19 protein-coding genes and 5 tRNA genes are annotated in these 18,353 nt (G+C 69.9%); 5 read left to right on the top strand and 19 right to left on the bottom strand.

Going from position 1 to position 18,353, the window contains the following annotated elements; all coding sequences use genetic code 11:
* Positions 1-60 precede the first annotated feature (60 nt).
* Positions 61-894: a bifunctional hydroxymethylpyrimidine kinase/phosphomethylpyrimidine kinase gene (thiD, locus tag DY218_RS07165; RefSeq protein ID WP_128555068.1), complete on the bottom strand. Its 834-nt coding sequence runs from the start codon at positions 892-894 to the stop codon at positions 61-63.
* A gap of 17 nt (positions 895-911) precedes the next feature.
* Positions 912-1,880, bottom strand: coding sequence for a thiamine-phosphate kinase (locus DY218_RS07160; protein WP_128555067.1), 969 nt, complete (start codon positions 1,878-1,880; stop codon positions 912-914).
* 203 nt (positions 1,881-2,083) lie between these two features.
* Here DY218_RS07160 and DY218_RS07155 point away from each other — a divergent pair, with 203 nt between their 5' ends.
* Together DY218_RS07155 and DY218_RS07150 are read left to right on the top strand one after the other, a co-directional pair.
* Positions 2,084-2,317, top strand: a complete 234-nt coding sequence (locus DY218_RS07155) for an Lrp/AsnC family transcriptional regulator (protein WP_016642988.1) — start codon at positions 2,084-2,086, stop codon at positions 2,315-2,317.
* Positions 2,318-2,337: 20 nt separating this feature from the next.
* Positions 2,338-2,823 carry a DUF3515 domain-containing protein gene (locus DY218_RS07150; RefSeq protein ID WP_128555066.1) on the top strand — a complete coding sequence of 162 codons (486 nt, stop codon included), beginning with the start codon at positions 2,338-2,340 and terminating at the stop codon, positions 2,821-2,823.
* 33 nt (positions 2,824-2,856) lie between these two features.
* On the opposite strand, the gene DY218_RS07145 is transcribed toward DY218_RS07150, so the two are convergent.
* The 3 genes from DY218_RS07145 to DY218_RS07135 all read right to left on the bottom strand — a co-directional run bounded on the left by DY218_RS07145 (position 2,857) and on the right by DY218_RS07135 (position 5,909).
* Positions 2,857-4,029 (bottom strand): D-alanine--D-alanine ligase family protein, encoded by a 1,173-nt coding sequence (locus DY218_RS07145; RefSeq protein ID WP_128555065.1) that lies wholly within the window; start codon positions 4,027-4,029, stop codon positions 2,857-2,859.
* 108 nt (positions 4,030-4,137) lie between these two features.
* Positions 4,138-5,148, bottom strand: coding sequence for an NAD(P)H-dependent glycerol-3-phosphate dehydrogenase (locus tag DY218_RS07140; RefSeq protein ID WP_128555064.1), 1,011 nt, complete (start codon positions 5,146-5,148; stop codon positions 4,138-4,140).
* Entirely contained in the window at positions 5,145-5,909 is a 765-nt protein-coding gene (locus DY218_RS07135; RefSeq protein ID WP_128555063.1) for a lysophospholipid acyltransferase family protein, read from the bottom strand. Before DY218_RS07135 ends, DY218_RS07140 begins: the two co-directional genes overlap by 4 nt.
* A gap of 138 nt (positions 5,910-6,047) precedes the next feature.
* Between DY218_RS07135 and cofC the strand changes: the two genes are divergently transcribed.
* Entirely contained in the window at positions 6,048-6,758 is a 711-nt protein-coding gene (cofC, locus tag DY218_RS07130) for a 2-phospho-L-lactate guanylyltransferase (RefSeq protein WP_128555062.1), read from the top strand.
* Here the strand turns inward: cofC and DY218_RS07125 are convergent.
* The 5 genes from DY218_RS07125 to leuC all read right to left on the bottom strand — a co-directional run bounded on the left by DY218_RS07125 (position 6,730) and on the right by leuC (position 10,372).
* The gene (locus DY218_RS07125) at positions 6,730-6,933 is read right to left on the bottom strand and encodes a hypothetical protein (protein WP_119295162.1); all 204 of its coding nucleotides are present in this window, start codon (positions 6,931-6,933) and stop codon (positions 6,730-6,732) included. The genes cofC and DY218_RS07125 overlap by 29 nt on opposite strands.
* Positions 6,934-7,051: 118 nt before the next feature.
* On the bottom strand, positions 7,052-7,702 hold the full coding sequence (locus DY218_RS07120; RefSeq protein WP_128555061.1) for an HU family DNA-binding protein: 651 nt from the start codon (positions 7,700-7,702) through the stop codon (positions 7,052-7,054).
* 128 nt (positions 7,703-7,830) lie between these two features.
* Entirely contained in the window at positions 7,831-8,073 is a 243-nt protein-coding gene (locus DY218_RS07115; RefSeq protein WP_128555060.1) for an SCO5555 family protein, read from the bottom strand.
* 268 nt (positions 8,074-8,341) lie between these two features.
* Positions 8,342-8,935 carry a 3-isopropylmalate dehydratase small subunit gene (leuD, locus tag DY218_RS07110; RefSeq protein ID WP_128555059.1) on the bottom strand — a complete coding sequence of 198 codons (594 nt, stop codon included), beginning with the start codon at positions 8,933-8,935 and terminating at the stop codon, positions 8,342-8,344.
* 6 nt (positions 8,936-8,941) lie between these two features.
* Entirely contained in the window at positions 8,942-10,372 is a 1,431-nt protein-coding gene (gene leuC, locus DY218_RS07105) for a 3-isopropylmalate dehydratase large subunit (protein WP_128555058.1), read from the bottom strand.
* A gap of 184 nt (positions 10,373-10,556) precedes the next feature.
* On the opposite strand from leuC, the gene ndgR reads away from it, so the two are divergent.
* Positions 10,557-11,273, top strand: a complete 717-nt coding sequence (gene ndgR, locus DY218_RS07100; protein ID WP_073731617.1) for an IclR family transcriptional regulator NdgR — start codon at positions 10,557-10,559, stop codon at positions 11,271-11,273.
* A gap of 291 nt (positions 11,274-11,564) precedes the next feature.
* Here the strand turns inward: ndgR and DY218_RS07095 are convergent.
* From DY218_RS07095 to DY218_RS07055, 9 genes are all read right to left on the bottom strand, one after another.
* A tRNA-Glu gene (locus DY218_RS07095) sits at positions 11,565-11,637 on the bottom strand.
* 28 nt (positions 11,638-11,665) lie between these two features.
* A tRNA-Gln gene (locus DY218_RS07090) sits at positions 11,666-11,737 on the bottom strand.
* A gap of 18 nt (positions 11,738-11,755) precedes the next feature.
* Positions 11,756-11,828, bottom strand: a tRNA-Glu gene (locus DY218_RS07085).
* A 90-nt stretch (positions 11,829-11,918) separates the two neighbouring features.
* Positions 11,919-11,991: transfer RNA gene (locus tag DY218_RS07080), tRNA-Glu, on the bottom strand.
* 21 nt (positions 11,992-12,012) lie between these two features.
* Positions 12,013-12,084 (bottom strand) — tRNA-Gln (locus DY218_RS07075).
* 84 nt (positions 12,085-12,168) lie between these two features.
* On the bottom strand, positions 12,169-12,927 hold the full coding sequence (locus tag DY218_RS07070; RefSeq protein WP_128555057.1) for an HAD family hydrolase: 759 nt from the start codon (positions 12,925-12,927) through the stop codon (positions 12,169-12,171).
* Positions 12,928-12,997: 70 nt separating this feature from the next.
* Positions 12,998-14,473, bottom strand: a complete 1,476-nt coding sequence (gene gltX / locus DY218_RS07065) for a glutamate--tRNA ligase (protein ID WP_128555056.1) — start codon at positions 14,471-14,473, stop codon at positions 12,998-13,000.
* Complete coding sequence (locus tag DY218_RS07060) at positions 14,466-15,263, bottom strand: fumarylacetoacetate hydrolase family protein (RefSeq protein ID WP_128555055.1); 798 nt, start codon at positions 15,261-15,263, stop codon at positions 14,466-14,468. Before DY218_RS07060 ends, gltX begins: the two co-directional genes overlap by 8 nt.
* Before the next feature lie 127 nt (positions 15,264-15,390).
* Positions 15,391-15,570 carry a hypothetical protein gene (locus DY218_RS07055; RefSeq protein WP_128555054.1) on the bottom strand — a complete coding sequence of 60 codons (180 nt, stop codon included), beginning with the start codon at positions 15,568-15,570 and terminating at the stop codon, positions 15,391-15,393.
* A 578-nt stretch (positions 15,571-16,148) separates the two neighbouring features.
* Here DY218_RS07055 and DY218_RS07050 point away from each other — a divergent pair.
* Positions 16,149-18,353: sensor histidine kinase (locus DY218_RS07050; protein ID WP_128555053.1), on the top strand; the 2,205-nt coding region annotated here is incomplete at its 3' end.

The raw sequence follows: 18,353 nt of genomic DNA, 5'->3' as shown, positions 1-18,353 counted from the left end.
TTGCCTGAGAAGGCCGGTCCACCCCCTGGGTGGACCGGCCTTCTTCATGCCCGCGTACGGTCACTCCGGCCGCAGCCGCCATCCATGGTCCACCGGACCGATCCCGGAGCCGAGCGCGAATCCGGCGGCGATCGCCCCGGTGACGTACTCCTTGGCCGCCACTGCCGCCTCGGGCACGGTCAGGCCCTTGGCGAGGCCGGCGGCGATCGCGCTCGCCAGGGTGCAGCCGGTGCCGTGCGTATGCCGGTTGTCGTGCCGGGCCCCGCGCAGCCAGTGCTCCTCGCTGCCGTCGGTGAGCAGATCCACGGCCTCGGCCCCGGCCAGATGCCCGCCCTTGACCAAGGCCCAGCGAGGCCCGTACTCGAGCACGGCGGCCGCCGCGCGCCGCAGATCCGTCTCCGACTCGACGCGTACGCCGGTGAGTTGGGCGACCTCGTCCAGATTCGGCGTCGCGACGGTGGCGACCGGCAGCAGCTTGGTGCGCACCGAGTCCAGGGCCGAGGCGGCGAGCAGCGGGTCGCCGTGCTTCGAGACGCCGACCGGGTCCACCACGGCGGGCGCCTCGGTGTCCGCGAGCAGGGCGGCGACCTCCTCGACGAGTTCCGCCGAGGCCAGCATGCCGGTCTTCACCGCATGCACGCCGATGTCGTCGACGACGCTGCGGTACTGCGCGCGGACCGCCTCCACGGGCAGCTCCCAGGCGCCCTGCACGCCCAGGGAGTTCTGCGCGGTGACGGCGGTGAGCACGCTCATGCCGTGGGTGCCGAGCGCCAGCATCGTCTTGAGGTCGGCCTGGATGCCGGCGCCGCCGCCGGAGTCGGAGCCGGCGACGGTCAGGACGAGCGGCGGCGCCTGGCCCGGCCGATCGGCAGCGGTCGTGTCGTCTGCGGGCACCGCGCTCTCCTCCGCTCTCACGACTCGATCTCGCCGCCGAAGTGGTCCCAGCCCGTCTTGCTGGTCCACGGCGCCCCGTCTACGGTCACCTGCGGCTGCGCCGACGGGTTGAGTACCTCGCCGATCACCTTCCAGCGTGCCGGAAGCTTCACGTCGGCGGGGAAGGTGGCGACTATGGCGTGATCCTCACCGCCGGTGAGCACCCACTGCAGCGGGTCGACGCCGACGGCCTGACCGATGTCGTTCATCTGCGTCGGTACGTCGATCGAGCCGGACTTGACGTCGATCCGTACCTTGCTGGCCTCGGCGATGTGGCCCAGGTCGGCGATCAGACCGTCGCTGACGTCCGCCATTGCGGTGGCGCCGAGGCCGGCCGCCGCGGGGCCCGCGTGGTACGGCGGTTCGGGTCGCCGGTGCGCCTCCACGAAGGCACGCGGCGAGCGGAAGCCGCGGGACAGCACCGCATGCCCGGCCGCCGACCAGCCCAACCAGCCGGTGTACGCCACGACATCGCCGGCCTGCGCCCCGGCCCGGGTCACCGGCTCGTGGTTGCGCAGATCGCCGAGTGCGGTGATCGACACCGTGATCGCGTCCCCGCGCACGACATCTCCGCCGACCACGGCCGCGCCCGCGACCTGGCACTCGTCGCGGAGCCCGTCCATCAGCTCGGTGGCCCAGGTGACGGGCAGTTCGGCGGGAACGACCAGGGCGAGCAGGAGCGCGGTCGGCACCGCGCCCATGGCGGCGATGTCCGCGAGATTCTGCGCGGCCGCCTTCCGCCCGACGTCGTACGCCGTGGACCAGTCGCGCCGGAAGTGCCGCCCCTCGAGCAGGATGTCGGTGCTGGCGACGACCCTGCGGTCCGGCGCGGCCACCACCGCGGCGTCGTCGCCCGGCCCGAGCCGCACCGCCGGAGTCGTGGTGAGTCGGGAGGTGAGCTCCCTGATGAGCCCGAATTCACCGAGCTCTCCCACGGTGCCCTTCATCGGTATGCCCCTTCTGCCCCAGTGCGGTTGCGGTCGCGGGCCTTTTCGGCAGCGCGTACCGTCAACAGATACGTCAACTTCTCTTGTCCGTACGCGGTGGTGTCCGCGCCACAGGTCCCGCGGGTCTCCCCGCGACGTGCGGCGACGCGATACCGTGGCGTCCCTTCTCCCCGCATGATCCTCGTGGCCGCCCTGGAGGTTCCGTGGTACAGGCGTACATCCTGATCCAGACCGAAGTTGGCAAGGCGTCGACCGTCGCCGAGCTCATCGGCAAGATTCCAGGAGTCATTCAGGCCGAGGATGTGACCGGACCCTACGACGTCATCGTGCGCGCGCAGGCGGACACGGTCGATGAACTCGGTCGCATGGTGGTCGCCAAAGTCCAGCAAGTGGACGGCATCACCCGCACGCTGACCTGCCCGGTCGTGCACTTGTAGCCCCCGTCTACGCTTGGCCGGTGAACTTCTTCCGCCACCGGCTCGCCTGCCTGCCCGTCCTCGGCCTGCTGTGCGCGACCGCGGGTTGCTCCTCAACGGACGACACTGCCTCGGCCGCGGTTCCCACCCCGGCCTCATCCGTCACCAAGCTGTGCCGAAGCCTGGACGGGCAACTCCCGCAGCGCGTAAGCGGACTGGACCGGGAGGACCCCGAACCTCGTTCCGCGCTGACCGCGGGATGGGGCGACTCGGCGATCATACTGCGCTGTGGTGTGGAGCGGCCGTCGAGGATGGCGGACCCGGAGGCGGACGGCGTCGAGGTGGACGGCGTGGGGTGGCTCCTGGAACAGCAGGACGACGGCTCGTTCACCTTCACCACCACCCTGCGCAAGGCGTACGTCGAGATCACACTCGACAAGAAGCGGGCCGAGGACGGTGGCCTCGGCCCGCTCACCGAATTCGCCGCGCCCGTCCGGAAGACCGTCCCGAAGGGCATCGCCGGCTGACCCGGCGCCGACGCACCGGCATGCAGGGAGCGTTCAGCGCAGCCCGGTCGAGCGCCGCAGCGCCGCCTGCACCAGGCGGTCGACCAGCTCCGCATACCCCACGCCGCTCTCCTGCCACATGCGCGGGTACATCGAGATGGGCGTGAAGCCGGGCATGGTGTTGATCTCGTTGATCACGAACTGCCCGTCGTCGGTGAGGAAGAAGTCCGCCCGCACCAGGCCCTCGCAGGCCGCGGCCTCGAACGCGGCGACCGCGAGCCGCTGGACCTCGGCCGTCTCCTCGACGGTGAGCGGCGCCGGCACGATCCCGGACGCCGAGTCGATGTACTTGGCCTCGAAGTCGTAGAAGGAGTGGTCGGAGACCGGCGGGATCTCGGCCGGCAGACTGGCCCGCGGCCCGTCCTCGAACTCGAGCACCCCGCACTCGATCTCGCGGCCGCGCAGCAGCGCCTCCACCAGGATCTTGGGGTCGTGCCGCTGCGCCTCCTCGATCGCCTCGTCGAGGCCCTCGAAGGAATCGACCTTGGTGATGCCCATCGAGGAGCCGCCGCGTGCGGGCTTCACGAACAGCGGCCAGCCGTGCTCGCCCGCGAACTCCGCGATGCGCCGGCGGGCACCCGCGGGGTCGTTCTCCCACTCGCGCGGCCGCACCACGACATACGGGCCGACCGGAAGTCCGAAGGAGGTGAAGACCCGCTTCATGTACTCCTTGTCCTGGCCGACCGCGGAGGCGAGCACCCCGGACCCGACGTACGGGGTCCCGGAGAGTTCGAGGAGGCCCTGCAGGGTGCCGTCCTCGCCGTAGGGGCCGTGCAGGACGGGGAAGACGACGTCCACCTCGCCGAGCGCCTTGGGCACCGATCCCGGCTCGGCGTACACCACTTCGCGGTTCGAGGGGTCGACGGGCAGGACCACGCCGCCGTCGGGCGACTCGGCGAGCTGCGCCATGGTGGGCACCTCGCGGCCGCTGATCGCCATCCGGTCCGGCTCGTCCGCGGTGAGCACCCAACGGCCGTCGCCGGTGATGCCGATGGGCAGGACGTCGTACTTCTCGCGGTCGATGGCGCGCAGTACGGCACCGGCCGTGACGATGGAAATGCCGTGCTCGGAGCTGCGTCCGCCGAAGACGACGGCGACGCGCGGCTTGCGGGATTCCCCTCCGGGCTGGGAGGGGACCGGGCTCTGGGAGGAGGTCTCGCTGCTCATATCGCGTGCAGCGTACCCGGTGGTACCGACCACGTCAGCGCCCGGCGTGCGCGGCGCCCGGTGTGCCGCGGGCGGCGTGGCCCGGTACCGGCAGTACCGGGGCGGCCGTCAGCGCCGTTCGGGCTTGGCGCTGCGCGACATCAGTTCCTTGAGGGCGACCAGCGGGGGCTTCCCGTGGTGCACGATGTCCACCACGGTGGCGGTGATCGGCATCTCGACCCCGTGCCGCGCGGCCAGATCGGCCACGGATTCACAGGACTTGACGCCTTCGGCGGTCTGCTTGGTGACCGCGATGGTCTCCTCGAGGGTCATGCCCTTGCCGAGGTTGATGCCGAAGGTGTGGTTCCGGGACAGCGGCGACGAGCAGGTCGCCACCAGGTCGCCGAGGCCCGCGAGTCCGGAGAAGGTGAGCGGGTCGGCGCCCATCGCCAGGCCGAGCCTGGTGGTCTCGGCGAGGCCGCGGGTGATCAGGGAGCCCTTGGTGTTGTCCCCGAGGCCCATGCCGTCGGCGATGCCGACGGCGAGACCGATGACGTTCTTGACGGCGCCGCCGAGTTCGCAGCCCACCACGTCGGTGTTGGTGTACGGCCGGAAGTACGGGGTGTGGCAGGCGGACTGCAGCCGGGTGGCGACCGCCTCGTCGCCGCAGGCGACCACCGCGGCGGCCGGCTGCCGGGCGGCGATCTCACGGGCCAGGTTCGGTCCGGTGACGACGGCGATGCGCTCCTGGCCGACCTTGGTGACGTCCTCGATCACCTCGCTCATGCGCATGGCGGAGCCGAGTTCGACGCCCTTCATCAGGGAGACGAGCACGGTGTCGGGGGCGAGCAGCGGTGCCCAGGCGGCGAGGTTGGTCCGCAGCGTCTGCGAGGGCACGGCGAGCACGGTGAACTGCGCGCCGCGTGCCGCCTGCGCCGCATCCGTGGTGGCCGTGATCCGCTCCGGCAGTGCGACACCGGGCAGGTATCCGGGGTTCTCCCGCGAGGAGTTGACCGCCTCGGCCACCTCGGGCCGGCGTCCCCACAGCGTCACGTCGCAGCCCGCGTCCGCGAGGACCATGGCGAACGCCGTACCCCAGGAGCCGGTTCCGAAGACGGCTGCCTTCACAGGGCGTGTCACTTGGTGTCCTCCCCGGACGTGCTGCCCGCGGCCTTGCGCCGCTGTTCGATACGTGCCTGACGCGGGTCGTACGGCTTCTCCGGGGCCTGTTCACCGCGGAGTTCCTCGAGCAACGAGGTGATGGCGGCCATGATGACCTCGGTCGCCTCCTTCAGCACCTCGGGCGTCGGCTCCCGGTCGTAGAACGCCGACAGGTCGACGGGCTCGCCGGCCCGTACCTCGAGGGTCTTGCGCGGGAAGAACTGGAACTTCTTCTCCTTGGCGTACGGCGGCATCGCCAGATTGGCGCCCCACTGGGCCACCGGCACGACCGGGCAGCGCGTCTCGAGGGCCACCCGCGCGGCGCCCGTCTTGCCGACCATGGGCCACATCTCGGGGTCGCGGGTCAGGGTCCCCTCCGGGTAGAAGGCGACGCACTCCCCGCGCCGGATGGCGTCGACCGCGGCACGGAAGGCGTCCAGCGCATTGGACGTCTCCCGATAGACCGGAATCTGGCCGGTGCCGCGCAGCATCATTCCGACAAAGGTCACATCGAAGAGTGCCGCTTTGGCCAGGAATCGCGGCACCCGTCCGGTGTTGTACTGAAAGTGGGCATACGAAAGCGGGTCGACATACGAGTTGTGATTGACCGCAGTAATAAAGCCGCCGTCCGCCGGAATGTGCTGCATTCCACGCCAGTCCCGCTTGAACAGAAGCACAAGCGGCGGTTTTGCGATGACCGCGGCAAGGCGGTACCAGAAGCCGATTCTGCGGCGGGACACTCGGACACCTTCCTCTACTGACCTGGAACAGACGCGGGGGACGCACAAGTGTCGCCCCGGGCCCCCCGTCTGTCGAGAACACCGTACGCCCACCCTTCGAGGGTTAGCGCGCCTGTTCGCACCGGCCGTCGGGCGAGAATGGGCGCGATGCGCACAGATGCCGACCCGACCCCGCCCGGCGCGTGGACCCTGGTCATACCCCTGAAGCCGCTGACGCGGGCCAAGAGCAGGCTGGCCGGAGCGGCCCGTGCGGCCCTGCGGCCGTCCCTCGCCCTCGCGTTCGCCCAGGACACGGTGGCCGCGGCGCTGGCCTGCCCGGCGGTACGCGATGTGGTGGTCGTCACGGACGACGCCCTCGCCTCCCGCGAACTGGCCGCGCTCGGCGCCCGTACCGTACGGGACGAGCCGGCCGGCGGTCTCAACGCGGCGCTCGCACACGGCGCCCACACGGCCCGCGCACTGCATCCCGGTACGCCGGTCGCGGCACTGAATGCGGACCTTCCCGCACTTCGGCCCGCGGAATTGCTACGGGTTCTCCATTCGGCCTCCGCAATTCCGCGCTCGTTTCTGGCGGATGCGGCGGGAATCGGCACGACGCTGCTCGCGGCGGCGGACGGTACGCCTCTCGCACCGGCCTTCGGCGGCCCGTCCCGCGCCCGGCATCTGGCGACGGGTGCGCACGAACTCGCGCTCACGGACGTGCCCGGCGCACGGCAGGACGTGGACACCTGGGAGGACTTGGCGGCGGCTCTCGAGCTGGGCGTGGGCCCGCGTACAGCCGACGCCACGGGCCTGTTCGGCCCCGGACCGTGGCGGGATCTCAGAAGGTCTGCAGCGTCACCAGAGTGATGCGCCGGGCATCGCCGTCGCCCTCGGTCTCGATCCGCACGCGCTGGCCCGGCCGCAGCAGGCGCAGTCCGCCCGCGTCGAAGGCCGCGGTGTCGAACGGCACGGGCGTGCCGTCGTCCAGCAGCACACTGCCGCTGCGGGACTCGGAGTCGTAGGTGTACGCGGTCGCCTGCATGACCGCAGGGTATCGGCCCGGCTGCCGGGCCTGCCGGGGGCGGGGCACGCACACCGCGGGCCGGTCTCCCCTTCAGGGAGACCGGCCCGGCGTGTGAGTGAGCCCTGTGCGGCCGCCGTCACTTCTTCCTGGCGGTGGCCTTCTTGGCGGTGGTCTTGCGCGCCGTCGACTTCTTGGCGGGCGCCTTCTTGGCGGTGGCCTTCTTGGCGGGCGCGGTCTTCTTCGCGGTCGCCTTCTTGGCCGTGGTCTTCTTGGCCGCCGTCTTCTTCGTGGTGGCCTTCTTGGCGGTGGCCTTCTTGGCGGGTGCCGCCTTCTTCGCGGTCGCCTTCTTGGCCGTGGTCTTCTTGGCCGCCGTCTTCTTGGCGGTCGCCTTCTTGGCGGTCGCCTTCTTCGCGGTGGCCTTCTTCGTCGCCGCCTTGGCGGTGGTCTTGGTGCCGCCGGAAAGGCTGCCCTTGGGCGCCTTCTTGACCGCGACGTCGTTCTTCGGGAGCTTCTTCGAACCACTCACCAGGTCCTTGAAGCCCTGTCCGGCACGGAAGCGCGGAACGGAGGTCTTCTTGACCCGCACGCGCTCCCCGGTCTGCGGGTTACGGGCGTAGCGGGCGGGGCGGTCGACCTTCTCGAACGACCCGAAGCCGGTGACCGAAACACGGTCTCCGCCGACCACGGCGCGGACGATGGCATCGAGTACCGCGTCGACCGCTTCGGCGGCCTGCTGACGGCCACCGACCTTGTCGGCAATCGTTTCTACGAGCTGCGCCTTGTTCACGTCTTCCCCTTCGGAGACATTGCCAGAACGAATCTGTTCAAGCTTTTTCGCACGTTAGGCAGATGTATACCGCAAATCAAACACGAAACGGGCTAATCACCCTTGTGCCGCAACGCAGTCGACCGACATCAAGTGCGGTCGGCAGGGCCGCCTTCGGGAAAGCGGCCCTCGTCCAGGTCCTTCATGAACAGGTCCAGACGCCTTGCCGCATCAGCGAGATCGTGTTTGGCCGCGGCCGTTACGACCAGCAGCTTCCGGGTCAGCGCCATCCGTACGCCCTCCGGGACTTGCAGTGCGCGCACCCTTGCGTGCGCTTCTTTCAGCCGGTCCGCGACGAGTCCGTAGAGCTCGAGTTGGCTGTCGCGATCCATGCACAGATTGTGCCATCTAGGGCGAGTTGTCGCTCAACGAGGCCTCAGCGTGCCGCCCAAATGGGGCGATCGACATCTTCCGACAGCCGAAGTCGCAGTCCGGGGAGGCCGGATACCGACCCTACTACTTCGGGCCAACTGGCCGGATCCCGGGGGTCGTTGGTGCCGTACCGACCCCGGAAAACGCAGAACCGCGGCCTCGTGGAGACCGCGGTTCTCGAATCGCGTGTACTGCTGGTGCAGATGGGGGCCGGACGGGTCAGTTGCGTCAGACCTGGACCGTGCGGGGCTTGAAGGCGGGGCGCCCTGCCTCGTACGTGGCGATGTCCCCTTCGTTCTGCAGAGTGATGCTGATGTCGTCGAGGCCGTTCAGGAGCCGCCAGCGGGAGTTCTCGTCGAGCTCGAAGTCGGCGGTGACGCCCTCGGCGCGCACCTGGCGCTCCTGCAGGTCGACGGTGATCTCGGCCGTCGGATCGGCCTCGACGAGCGCCCACAGCCGGTCCACGACGTCCTGCTCGAGTACGACGGTGAGCAGGCCGTTCTTCAGCGAGTTGCCCCGGAAGATGTCGGCGAAGCGGGACGAGATGACCGCCTTGAAGCCGTAGTTCTGCAGCGCCCAGACGGCGTGCTCGCGGGACGAACCCGTACCGAAGTCGGGGCCGGCGACCAGGACGGTCGCGCCCTGGTACTCGGGCTTGTTGAGCACGAACTCGGGGTCCTTGCGCCAGGCCTCGAAGAGTCCGTCCTCGAACCCGTCGCGGGTGACCTTCTTGAGCCAGTGCGCGGGGATGATCTGGTCGGTGTCGACATTGCTGCGGCGCAGCGGGACGGCCCGTCCGGTGTGCGTGGTGAATGCTTCCATGGCTGATCAGACTCCAGCGGGCGTACGGGCGTCGGCGTCGGACAGGTCGGCGGGCGAGGCCAGGTGCCCCAGGACCGCGGTCGCGGCGGCGACCTGCGGCGAGACCAGGTGGGTGCGGCCACCCTTGCCCTGCCGGCCCTCGAAGTTGCGATTGGAGGTGGACGCGGAACGCTCACCCGGGGCGAGTTGGTCGGGGTTCATGCCGAGGCACATCGAGCAGCCCGCGTGCCGCCATTCGGCGCCCGCCTGCTTGAACACCGTGTCCAGGCCCTCGTCCACGGCCTGCAGACCGACCCGGGCCGAGCCCGGCACGACCAGCATCCGTACGCCGTCGGCGACTTTGCGGCCCTCGACGATCGCGGCGGCGGCCCGCAGGTCCTCGATCCGGCCGTTGGTGCAGGAACCTACGAAGACGGTGTCGACCTTGATGTCGCGCAGCGGCTGACCGGCGGTGAGACCCATGTACTCCAGGGCCTTCTCGGCGGCGTACCGCTCCGAAGCGTCCTCGTACGAAGCGGGATCGGGGACCTGCGCCGACAGCGGGGCGCCCTGGCCGGGGTTGGTTCCCCAGGTGACGAACGGCGAGAGGGAGTCGGCGTCGATGACGACCTCGGCGTCGAAGACCGCGTCCTCGTCGCTGCGCAGGGTCTTCCAGTACGCCACCGCCGCGTCCCAGTCCTCGCCCTGCGGGGCGTGCGGACGGCCCTCGATGTACTCGAAGGTCGTCTCGTCGGGGGCGATCATGCCTGCCCGGGCGCCGGCCTCGATCGACATGTTGCAGATGGTCATCCGGGCCTCCATCGAGAGCTTCTCGATGGCCGAGCCCCGATACTCGAGGACGTAGCCCTGGCCTCCGCCGGTGCCGATCTTGGCGATGATGGCCAGGATCAGGTCCTTCGCCGTGACGCCGTCCGGCAGTTCGCCGTCGACCGTGATGGCCATGGTGCGCGGGCGGGCCATCGGCAGTGTCTGGGTGGCGAGGACATGCTCTACCTGGGAGGTGCCGATGCCGAACGCCAGCGCGCCGAAGGCGCCGTGGGTGGAGGTGTGCGAGTCGCCGCAGACCACGGTGGTGCCCGGCTGGGTCAGCCCCAGCTGGGGGCCCACGACGTGGACCACGCCCTGCTCGACGTCGCCCAGCGGGTGCAGTCGGACGCCGAAGTCCGCGCAGTTCTTGCGCAGCGTCTCCAACTGGGCGCGCGAGACCGGGTCGGCGATCGGCTTGTCGATGTCGAGGGTCGGGGTGTTGTGGTCCTCGGTGGCGATGGTGAGGTCGAGGCGCCGCACCTGGCGACCGCTCTTGCGCAGACCGTCGAAGGCCTGCGGGCTGGTCACCTCGTGCAGCAGGTGCAGATCGATGAAGAGGAGGTCGGGCTCGCCGTCGGCGTGCCGGACAACATGGTCGTCCCAGACCTTCTCCGCGAGTGTCCTACCCATCGCTTTCCCTCCGGCCGGTTGTCACGCCGGCCCAACTAGAGATGTGGGCGCCGACGTCCGTACCCCTGTCCCGGACGTAGACCGCCATGCCCGGTTTGTCGCCCGGGCCACTGTCCGTACAGAGTGACAAGTTCCCCGGAAAATTGAACTTGCGTTTCACAGAGTGAGACGCGAGTATCGTTGCATGGACAACTCTAGCGGCGTCGGCGTTCTCGACAAGGCGGCTCTCGTCCTGAGCGCTCTGGAGTCCGGTCCGGCCACCCTCGCCGGGCTGGTCGCAGCGACCGGACTTGCACGACCCACGGCACACCGCCTTGCCGTGGCCCTTGAGCACCACCGCATGGTGGCGCGTGACATGCAGGGCCGTTTCATCCTCGGCCCCCGGCTCGCCGAACTCGCGGCGGCCGCCGGCGAGGACCGGCTGCTCGCCACCGCGGGACCGGTGCTCACCCACCTCCGTGACGTGACCGGCGAGAGCGCCCAGCTCTACCGCCGCCAGGGCGACATGCGCATCTGCGTCGCCGCGGCGGAGCGCCTGTCCGGCCTGCGGGACACGGTGCCGGTCGGCTCCACCCTCACCATGAAGGCCGGCTCGTCCGCCCAGATCCTGATGGCCTGGGAGGAGCCGGAGCGGCTGCACCGCGGGCTGCAGGGCGCCCGCTTCACGGCGACCGCCCTGTCCGGCGTACGGCGCCGGGGCTGGGCCCAGTCGATCGGCGAGCGCGAGCCGGGCGTCGCCTCCGTCTCCGCACCGGTGCGCGGACCCTCGAACCGCGTGGTCGCGGCCGTCTCGGTCTCCGGACCGATCGAGCGGCTCACCCGCCACCCCGGCCGGATGCACGCACAGGCCATCATCGACGCGGCCGGCCGCCTCAGCGAGGCCCTGCGCCGCTCGGGCTGACCGCCTCCACTCCCCCCGTACGACACAGGGCGCCCCGCCCTCCCGCCACTTCAACGCCGCAGTGGCAGGCGGACGGTGGCGCCCTCCTCGTACCAAGTACCCATGGGCGTACATCCGTTGATGACCGACCGGGCACAACTCGCGCCCGGCACAAGGCCTTTCCTACGGTGCGCACACAGCAGCAAGGACCCCTCCCGAAGGAGAGGCCCTNCGCGCCCGGCACAAGGCCTTTCCTACGGTGCGCACACAGCAGCAAGGACCCCTCCCGAAGGAGAGGCCCTTGCCGAAACGTACCCCCGACCGGATTCGAACCGGCGCTACCGCCTTGAGAGGGCGGCGTGCTAGGCCGCTACACAACGGGGGCGAGGATCTTGATTTGATCAAGATCCGAGCTGGGCTACCAGGACTCGAACCTAAACTAACTGAACCAGAATCAGTCGTGCTGCCAATTACACCATAGCCCACTGGTATAGACCAGTAAGTACCCCCGACCGGATTCGAACCGGCGCTACCGCCTTGAGAGGGCGGCGTGCTAGGCCGCTACACAACGGGGGCCTTGGCGATCCCCATCCGATGAACTACCGGATGGTGGTGTGTCACCGCGCCTCACCGGGTGCGACCCAGGTGATCCACGGGATGGATCCGTACCCCCGACCGGATTCGAACCGGCGCTACTGCCTTGAGAGGGCAGCGTGCTAGGCCGCTACACAACGGGGGCTTTGCAGATGAGCTCTGCGAGCTGGCCTACCAGGACTCGAACCTAGACTAACTGAACCAGAATCAGTCGTGCTGCCAATTACACCATAGGCCACCGGAACGCAACCCCTTGCAGGGATTTTGCTCGGCTTGCGCTTCCGCCGGTCCTTTCGGTCCCGCGGGCGGCGCAGGAAGAACATTACCCGAAGGTGGACGGCGCTCCAAAACGGGTATCGGCGGCCAGCAGCGCCGGCAGCTCGGCCAGGCTCGCGATCCTCCGCACCCCCGCGGGCAGTTCGGGATCAGCGGCCGATGCGCCTTCGCCCGGCCCGGTGCCGCGGCCGCGGTCCAGCCAGATGCCGAGCAGGCCCGCGTCGTGTGCGCCGCGGGCGTCGATCTCGGGCTGGTCACCGACGTACGCCACTTCCGCGGGCTCGAGGGCCAGCTCACGGCAGACCGCGAGGAAGGCCTCCGCGGCCGGCTTGGATACGCCCAGTTCGGCGGCGCAGAGCAGCGCCTCGAACCGGTCGCGGACGCCCAGGGTGCGCAGCTTGTACTCCTGGTTGCGGGCGGCCGAGTTGGAGAGCACCGCGTGCCGGTAGCCGTCGGCCAGGGCGTCGAGGGCGGGCACGGTGTCGGGGAACAGCGACCAGGCGGACTCGTAGTGGCCCAGGTAGCGGTGGAACCAGGCGTCGGCCTCGTCGTCCGGCAGGTCGTCGGCGGCGAGGAACTCGCGTACGCGGTCACGACGCTGGGTCTCGAAGTCCGCGAGGCCCTGACTGAAGCGGGCCCAGTGCCGCTCGGTGCAGGCCTTCCAGCGGGCCAGGCCCTGTTCGGCGTCGCCGTACTGTGCGATCAGGCCCTCGGCCGTCAGGTGGGCGTGCATGCCCGCGGTGTCGGCGTTCGCGTAATCGAAGAGGGTGTCGTCGACGTCCCAGACCACGGCTCTGATCGGCATACGGCCGACGGTACGGGAAGGGCCCGGAACCGCGGGTGCGGTTCCGGGCCCTGCGCCGTGCGGCGGCCGGTCAGGCGGTGAGCTTCGCCAGGGCCGCGTCGATGCGGGTGAGGGTGCGGTCCTTGCCCAGCACCTCGAGGGACTCGAAGAGGGGCAGGCCGACCGTGCGGCCGGTGACGGCGACACGGACCGGGGCCTGTGCCTTGCCGAGCTTGAGGCCGTGCTCCTCGCCGGCGGCCAGGACGGCCTCCTTGAGGGCCTCGGGGGAAGTCCAGTCCGCGGTCTCCAGCTTGGCGCGGGCGGTGGTGAGCAGCGCGACCGGGTCGCCCTTGCCCATCGCCTTGGTCCAGCTGGCCTCGTCCTCCACCGGCTCCTTCAGGAACAGGAAGTCGACGTTGGCCGTGATGTCGGAGAGGACCGTGAGGCGGGTCTGGGCGTGCGGGGCGATGGACTGCCAGGCGGCCTCGTCGAAGTCCTCGGGGGCCCAGTTCGCGTGCGGGGCGCGCAGCCACGGGGTGCAGGCCTCGGTGAAGGTCTTCAGGTCGAGCTGCCGGATGTGGTCGGCGTTGATGGCCTCGGCCTTCTTCAGGTCGAAGCGGGCCGGGTTGGCGTTGACGTCGGCGACGTCGAACTTCGCCACCATGTCCTCGACGGAGAAGACGTCCTGGTCGGCGGAGAAGGACCAGCCGAGCAGCGAGAGGTAGTTGAGCAGTCCCTCGGGCAGGAAGCCGCGCTCGCGGTACAGGTTGAGCGAGGCCTGCGGGTCGCGCTTGGACAGCTTCTTGTTGCCCTCGCCCATGACGTACGGGAGGTGGCCGAAGGCCGGGATCTCCTTGGCGACGCCCAGCTCGATCAGCGCCTTGTACAGGGCGATCTGGCGCGGGGTGGAGGAGAGCAGGTCCTCGCCGCGCAGGACGTGGGTGATCTCCATCAGGGCGTCGTCGACCGGATTGACCAGGGTGTACAGCGGGGCGCCGTTGGCGCGGACGATGCCGTAGTCCGGGACGTTGTCCGGGGTGAAGGTGAGTTCGCCGCGGACCAGGTCGGTGAAGGTGATCGGCTCGTCGGGCATCCGGAAGCGGATGATGTGGCTGCGGCCCTCGGCCTCGTACGCCGCCTTCTGCTCGGCGGTCAGCTCGCGGCAGGTGCCGTCGTAACCGGAGGGCTTTCCGGCGGCGCGGGCCGCCTCGCGGCGGGCGTCGAGCTCCTCGGTGGTGCAGTAGCAGGGGTACGCGTAGCCGCCCTCGGTCAGGCGGCGGGCGACGTCCTGGTAGATCTCGGTGCGCTGCGACTGCCGGTACGGGGCGTGCGGGCCGCCCGTCTCGGGGCCCTCGTCCCAGTCGAGGCCCAGCCAGCGCATCGAGTCCAGGAGCTGCTCGTACGACTCCTCGGAGTCGCGGGCCGCGTCGGTGTCCTCGATGCGGAAGACCAGGGTGCCCTCGTTGTGCCGGGCGTAGGCCCAGTTGAAGAGGGCGGTGCGGACCAGGCCCACGTGGGGGTTGCCGGTCGGCGACGGACAGAAACGGACGCGGATCGCGTTAGCCACGCTTGATCACCTTGTTGGTGAGAGTGCCGATGCCTTCGATGGAGACGGCGACCTGGTCGCCGTCGTGCAGCGGGCCGACCCCCGCGGGGGTGCCCGTGAGGACGACGTCGCCGGGGAGCAGCGTCATCGCCTCGGTGATGTGCGCGATCAGATCCGCGACGGGGCGGATCATCTCGGTGGTGCGGCCCAGTTGGCGCTGCTCGCCGTTGACCGTGCACTGGATGGTGAGGTCGGCGGCCGCGGCCAGGTCGATGTCCGTCTCCACCCAGGGGCCGAGCGGGCAGGAGCTGTCGAAGCCCTTGGCCCGTGCCCACTGCTTCTCGCGACGCTGGGCGTCGCGGGCCGTGACGTCGTTGGCGCAGGTGTAGCCGAGGATGACGTCCGCCGCGCGCTCGCGCGGGACCTCGCGGCACATGCGGCCGATGACGACGGCCAGTTCGGCCTCGTGGTGGAGCTCCTGCGAGAAGGAGGGGTACGTGATCGTGTCGCCGGGGCCGATCACCGACGTGGACGGCTTGAAGAAGACGACGGGCTCGTCCGGGACCTCGTGCCCCAGCTCGGCCGCGTGCTCCGCGTAGTTGCGGCCGATGGCCACGACCTTGTTGGGGAGTACGGGCGGCAGGAGGCGGACCGCGTCCAGCGGGACCTTCGTACCGGAGAGCTCGAAGTCCGCGAACGGGATGCCCTTGATGATGTCGAGGACGAGCCCCTCCGTCGACCCGGGGGGCGCGTCGCCCTCGACCGCGCCGAAGGCGACGTTGCCGTCGATGGAGAACCTGGCGATGCGCACGGGATGCAGGGCCCCTCTACTCACGCTGCTGGAGACTGACGCTCCAGGCTAACGCGGGTGAAGGGCCCCTACGCGCCGTGGTCACCGAGCGTGCGGGCGGTGCGGGGCTTGCCGCGGCCCGGGCCGGTCACTGGCCGGCGGGCAGGTCCATCAGGACGGTGCGCTTCGGGTTCGCCGTGCTGGCGGGGAGGTCGGCGGTGCGCTCCGGCTGCTCGGACACGGGCTGCAGTTCACCGGCGTCCGTCAGGTGCGCCAGGGTGGTGCGTCGCGGGTTGGCTATGTTGCGGAACATCATCGTCGTCCTCATGGCTGTGGTCGGACCTCTGTCTGTCACTTGTCGGAACTGCCATCCGTGTCAAGCGTCAGGCTAAACATCCAGATTCCCCGCACAGCTGTGAACGAGCCTTGATCAGCATGTGAGTTTGCTCACGAGATGACGGACAAATGGGGCGCTCCAGGCACGCAAAAGGCGCCTGCAGAACGGACATTACGGCGTCGAACCGATCATTCCGCTCCTGATCATGGCGACTGGGACACCCGCCCGGAGCGCCGTCCCGACAGGGAAAAGTCCGCTTTGGCGCGAATCCCTTGCACTGGACGTAGCACTGTGATCACAGCACGTCACGGAGGTCACGGGCAGGTACCTGGGCCTTGTTGGAGATCCTGCACTGTGCTGGAATTCCCGGGACCGCCGCAGGTATAAACCGGCGCGCAGGGGCGCAACGCAGCGCCGAGTGACGGCGGCCAGTGGGGGAAGCCGCGCCGGTCACTCAAGACCACCCGGAGTCCCCGGACTCCACAACGCCGACACCGTCCCGCCGCTCGCGGGGGACGCCTGGTCCAGAGGTTGCGACGCTAGTGCAGGGACGTTTCAAGAGGGAAGGCATGGGGTCCCCCCAGGCCCACCAGGGCCGAGGGGACGCTTCGGCGGATCCGGAGCTGCCCGGCGGGACCGACCGCGGCTCCGCACGCCGTGACGCCTCGGCCTCCGGGCCCGCATTGCCCGTCGACGGCGGCGAGCAGACTCCGGGCGGAGGTCCGGCGCCCGATGCCCCCAAGTCCTCGGGTCCGACCGGCCCCGGCTCGCGAATAGCCCTGCGCAACTGGCGCATTTCGACCCGTCTGGTGTCGCTGCTCGCCCTCCCGGTGGTCGCGGCCACCTCGCTGGGCGCCGTCCGTATCAACGACTCGATGGACGACATCGAGCAGCTGGACAACATGAAGCTGCTCACCGACATGACCAAGCAGGCGACCGAGCTCGCCAACGCGCTGCAGGACGAGCGCGACAGCTCGGCCGGCCCGCTGGCGCACGGGGTCAGCGCGTCCGACTTCTCGATCAAGGGTCCGCGCAACAAGACCGACCGCGCGCAGAAGGCGTTCGTCGAGGAGACGGCCGAGATCGACCGGAACCGCAGCGACAAGGCGGTCGAGTCGATCCGGGGCAACGTGGTCAGCATCTCCACGCAGCTGCTCACCCTGAAGGAGATCCGGGCCGACGCCTTCAAGAAGGGCACCCCGACCTCACAGACGGTCTCCAGCTACAACCAGCTCATCCAGCAGCTGCTCAACCTCTCCCGGGACATGGCCCTCGCGACCAGCAGCCCGGAGATGATCCAGCGCACCCGTACGCTGACCGCGTTCTCCTCCGCCAAGGAGTACGCGTCGATCCAGCGCGCGATGATCGCCGCCGCGCTCCCGCCCAACAAGGAGGAGTTCGGCAAGCTCGGTGACTCCGACCGGGTCTACGCGCAGTCGGCGAACCGCCAGGAGAGCTCGGACATGAAGGCCTTCCAGCGCGCGTACGCGAGCGTGGGGGGCAACTACGACGAACTCACCAAGTCGATCGACGACCGCAACCCGATCATCAAGGACGCCGACAGCTACGCCGAGCGCGTCCTCGACTCCTCGGACGGACTGCGCGGCGAGGAGAAGCGTTCGTACCCGGACTGGTGGGACGCCTCGACCACCAAGCTCAAGCAGATGTCGCTGATCGAGCAGACGCTCCTGGGCGACCTCGAGCAGGAGGCGCGCAAGCTCCGCGACGAGTCCGAGCGCGAAGCCATCATCAACGGTGCGATCATCCTGCTCGTGCTCGGCGTCTCGCTGGTCGGCGCCTTCGTGGTGGCCCGCTCCATGATCCGCTCGCTGCGCCGGCTGCAGGACACCGCCACCCGGGTCGCCCAGGACCGGCTGCCCGAGCTGGTCAAGCAGCTCTCCGAGGCCGACCCGCAGGACGTGGACACCTCCGTCGAGTCGGTGGGTGTGCACTCCCGGGACGAGATCGGGAAGGTGGCCTCGGCCTTCGACGACGTGCACCGCGAGGCGGTCCGCCTCGCCGCCGAGCAGGCCCTCCTGCGGGGCAACGTCAACGCGATGTTCACCAACCTCTCGCGGCGTTCGCAGGGCCTCATCCAGCGCCAGCTCTCGCTCATCTCCGAGCTGGAGTCGCGCGAGGCCGACCCCGACCAGCTGTCCTCGCTGTTCAAGCTCGACCACCTCGCGACCCGCATGCGCCGTAACGGCGAGAACCTCCTGGTCCTCGCCGGTGAAGAGCCCGGCCGCCGCTGGACCCGTCCGGTGCCCCTCGTCGACGTGCTGCGTGCCGCCGCGTCCGAGGTGGAGCAGTACGAGCGGATCGAACTGGCCGCGGTGCCCAGCACCGAGGTCGCGGGACGCGTCGTCAACGACCTCGTGCACCTGCTCGCCGAGCTGCTCGAGAACGCCACCTCCTTCTCCTCGCCGCAGACCAAGGTCAAGGTCACCGGTCACGCGCTGCCCGACGGCCGCGTCCTGATCGAGATCCACGACACCGGTATCGGCCTCTCCCCCGAGGACCTCGCGGCGATCAACGAACGGCTCGCCTCGCCGCCCACCGTGGACGTCTCGGTGTCCCGCCGGATGGGTCTGTTCGTGGTCGGCCGGCTCTCGCAGCGGCACGGCATCCGGATCCAGCTGCGGCCCTCCGACTCCGGCGGTACGACGGCACTCGTCATGCTGCCCGTCGACGTGGCGCAGGGGAACAAGAAGGGCCCCATGCCGCCCGGCGGCTCCGCACCCTCGGGCGGTCCGGCCGCCGCGCAGGCCGCGGCC

It is taken from the genome of Streptomyces triticagri (assembly GCF_003429565.1).
In the GTDB taxonomy this organism is placed as follows: Bacteria; Actinomycetota; Actinomycetes; order Streptomycetales; family Streptomycetaceae; genus Streptomyces; species Streptomyces triticagri.
Note: the sequence above shows the minus strand (reverse complement) of the source record. Positions and strands in the feature narration are given on the sequence as shown.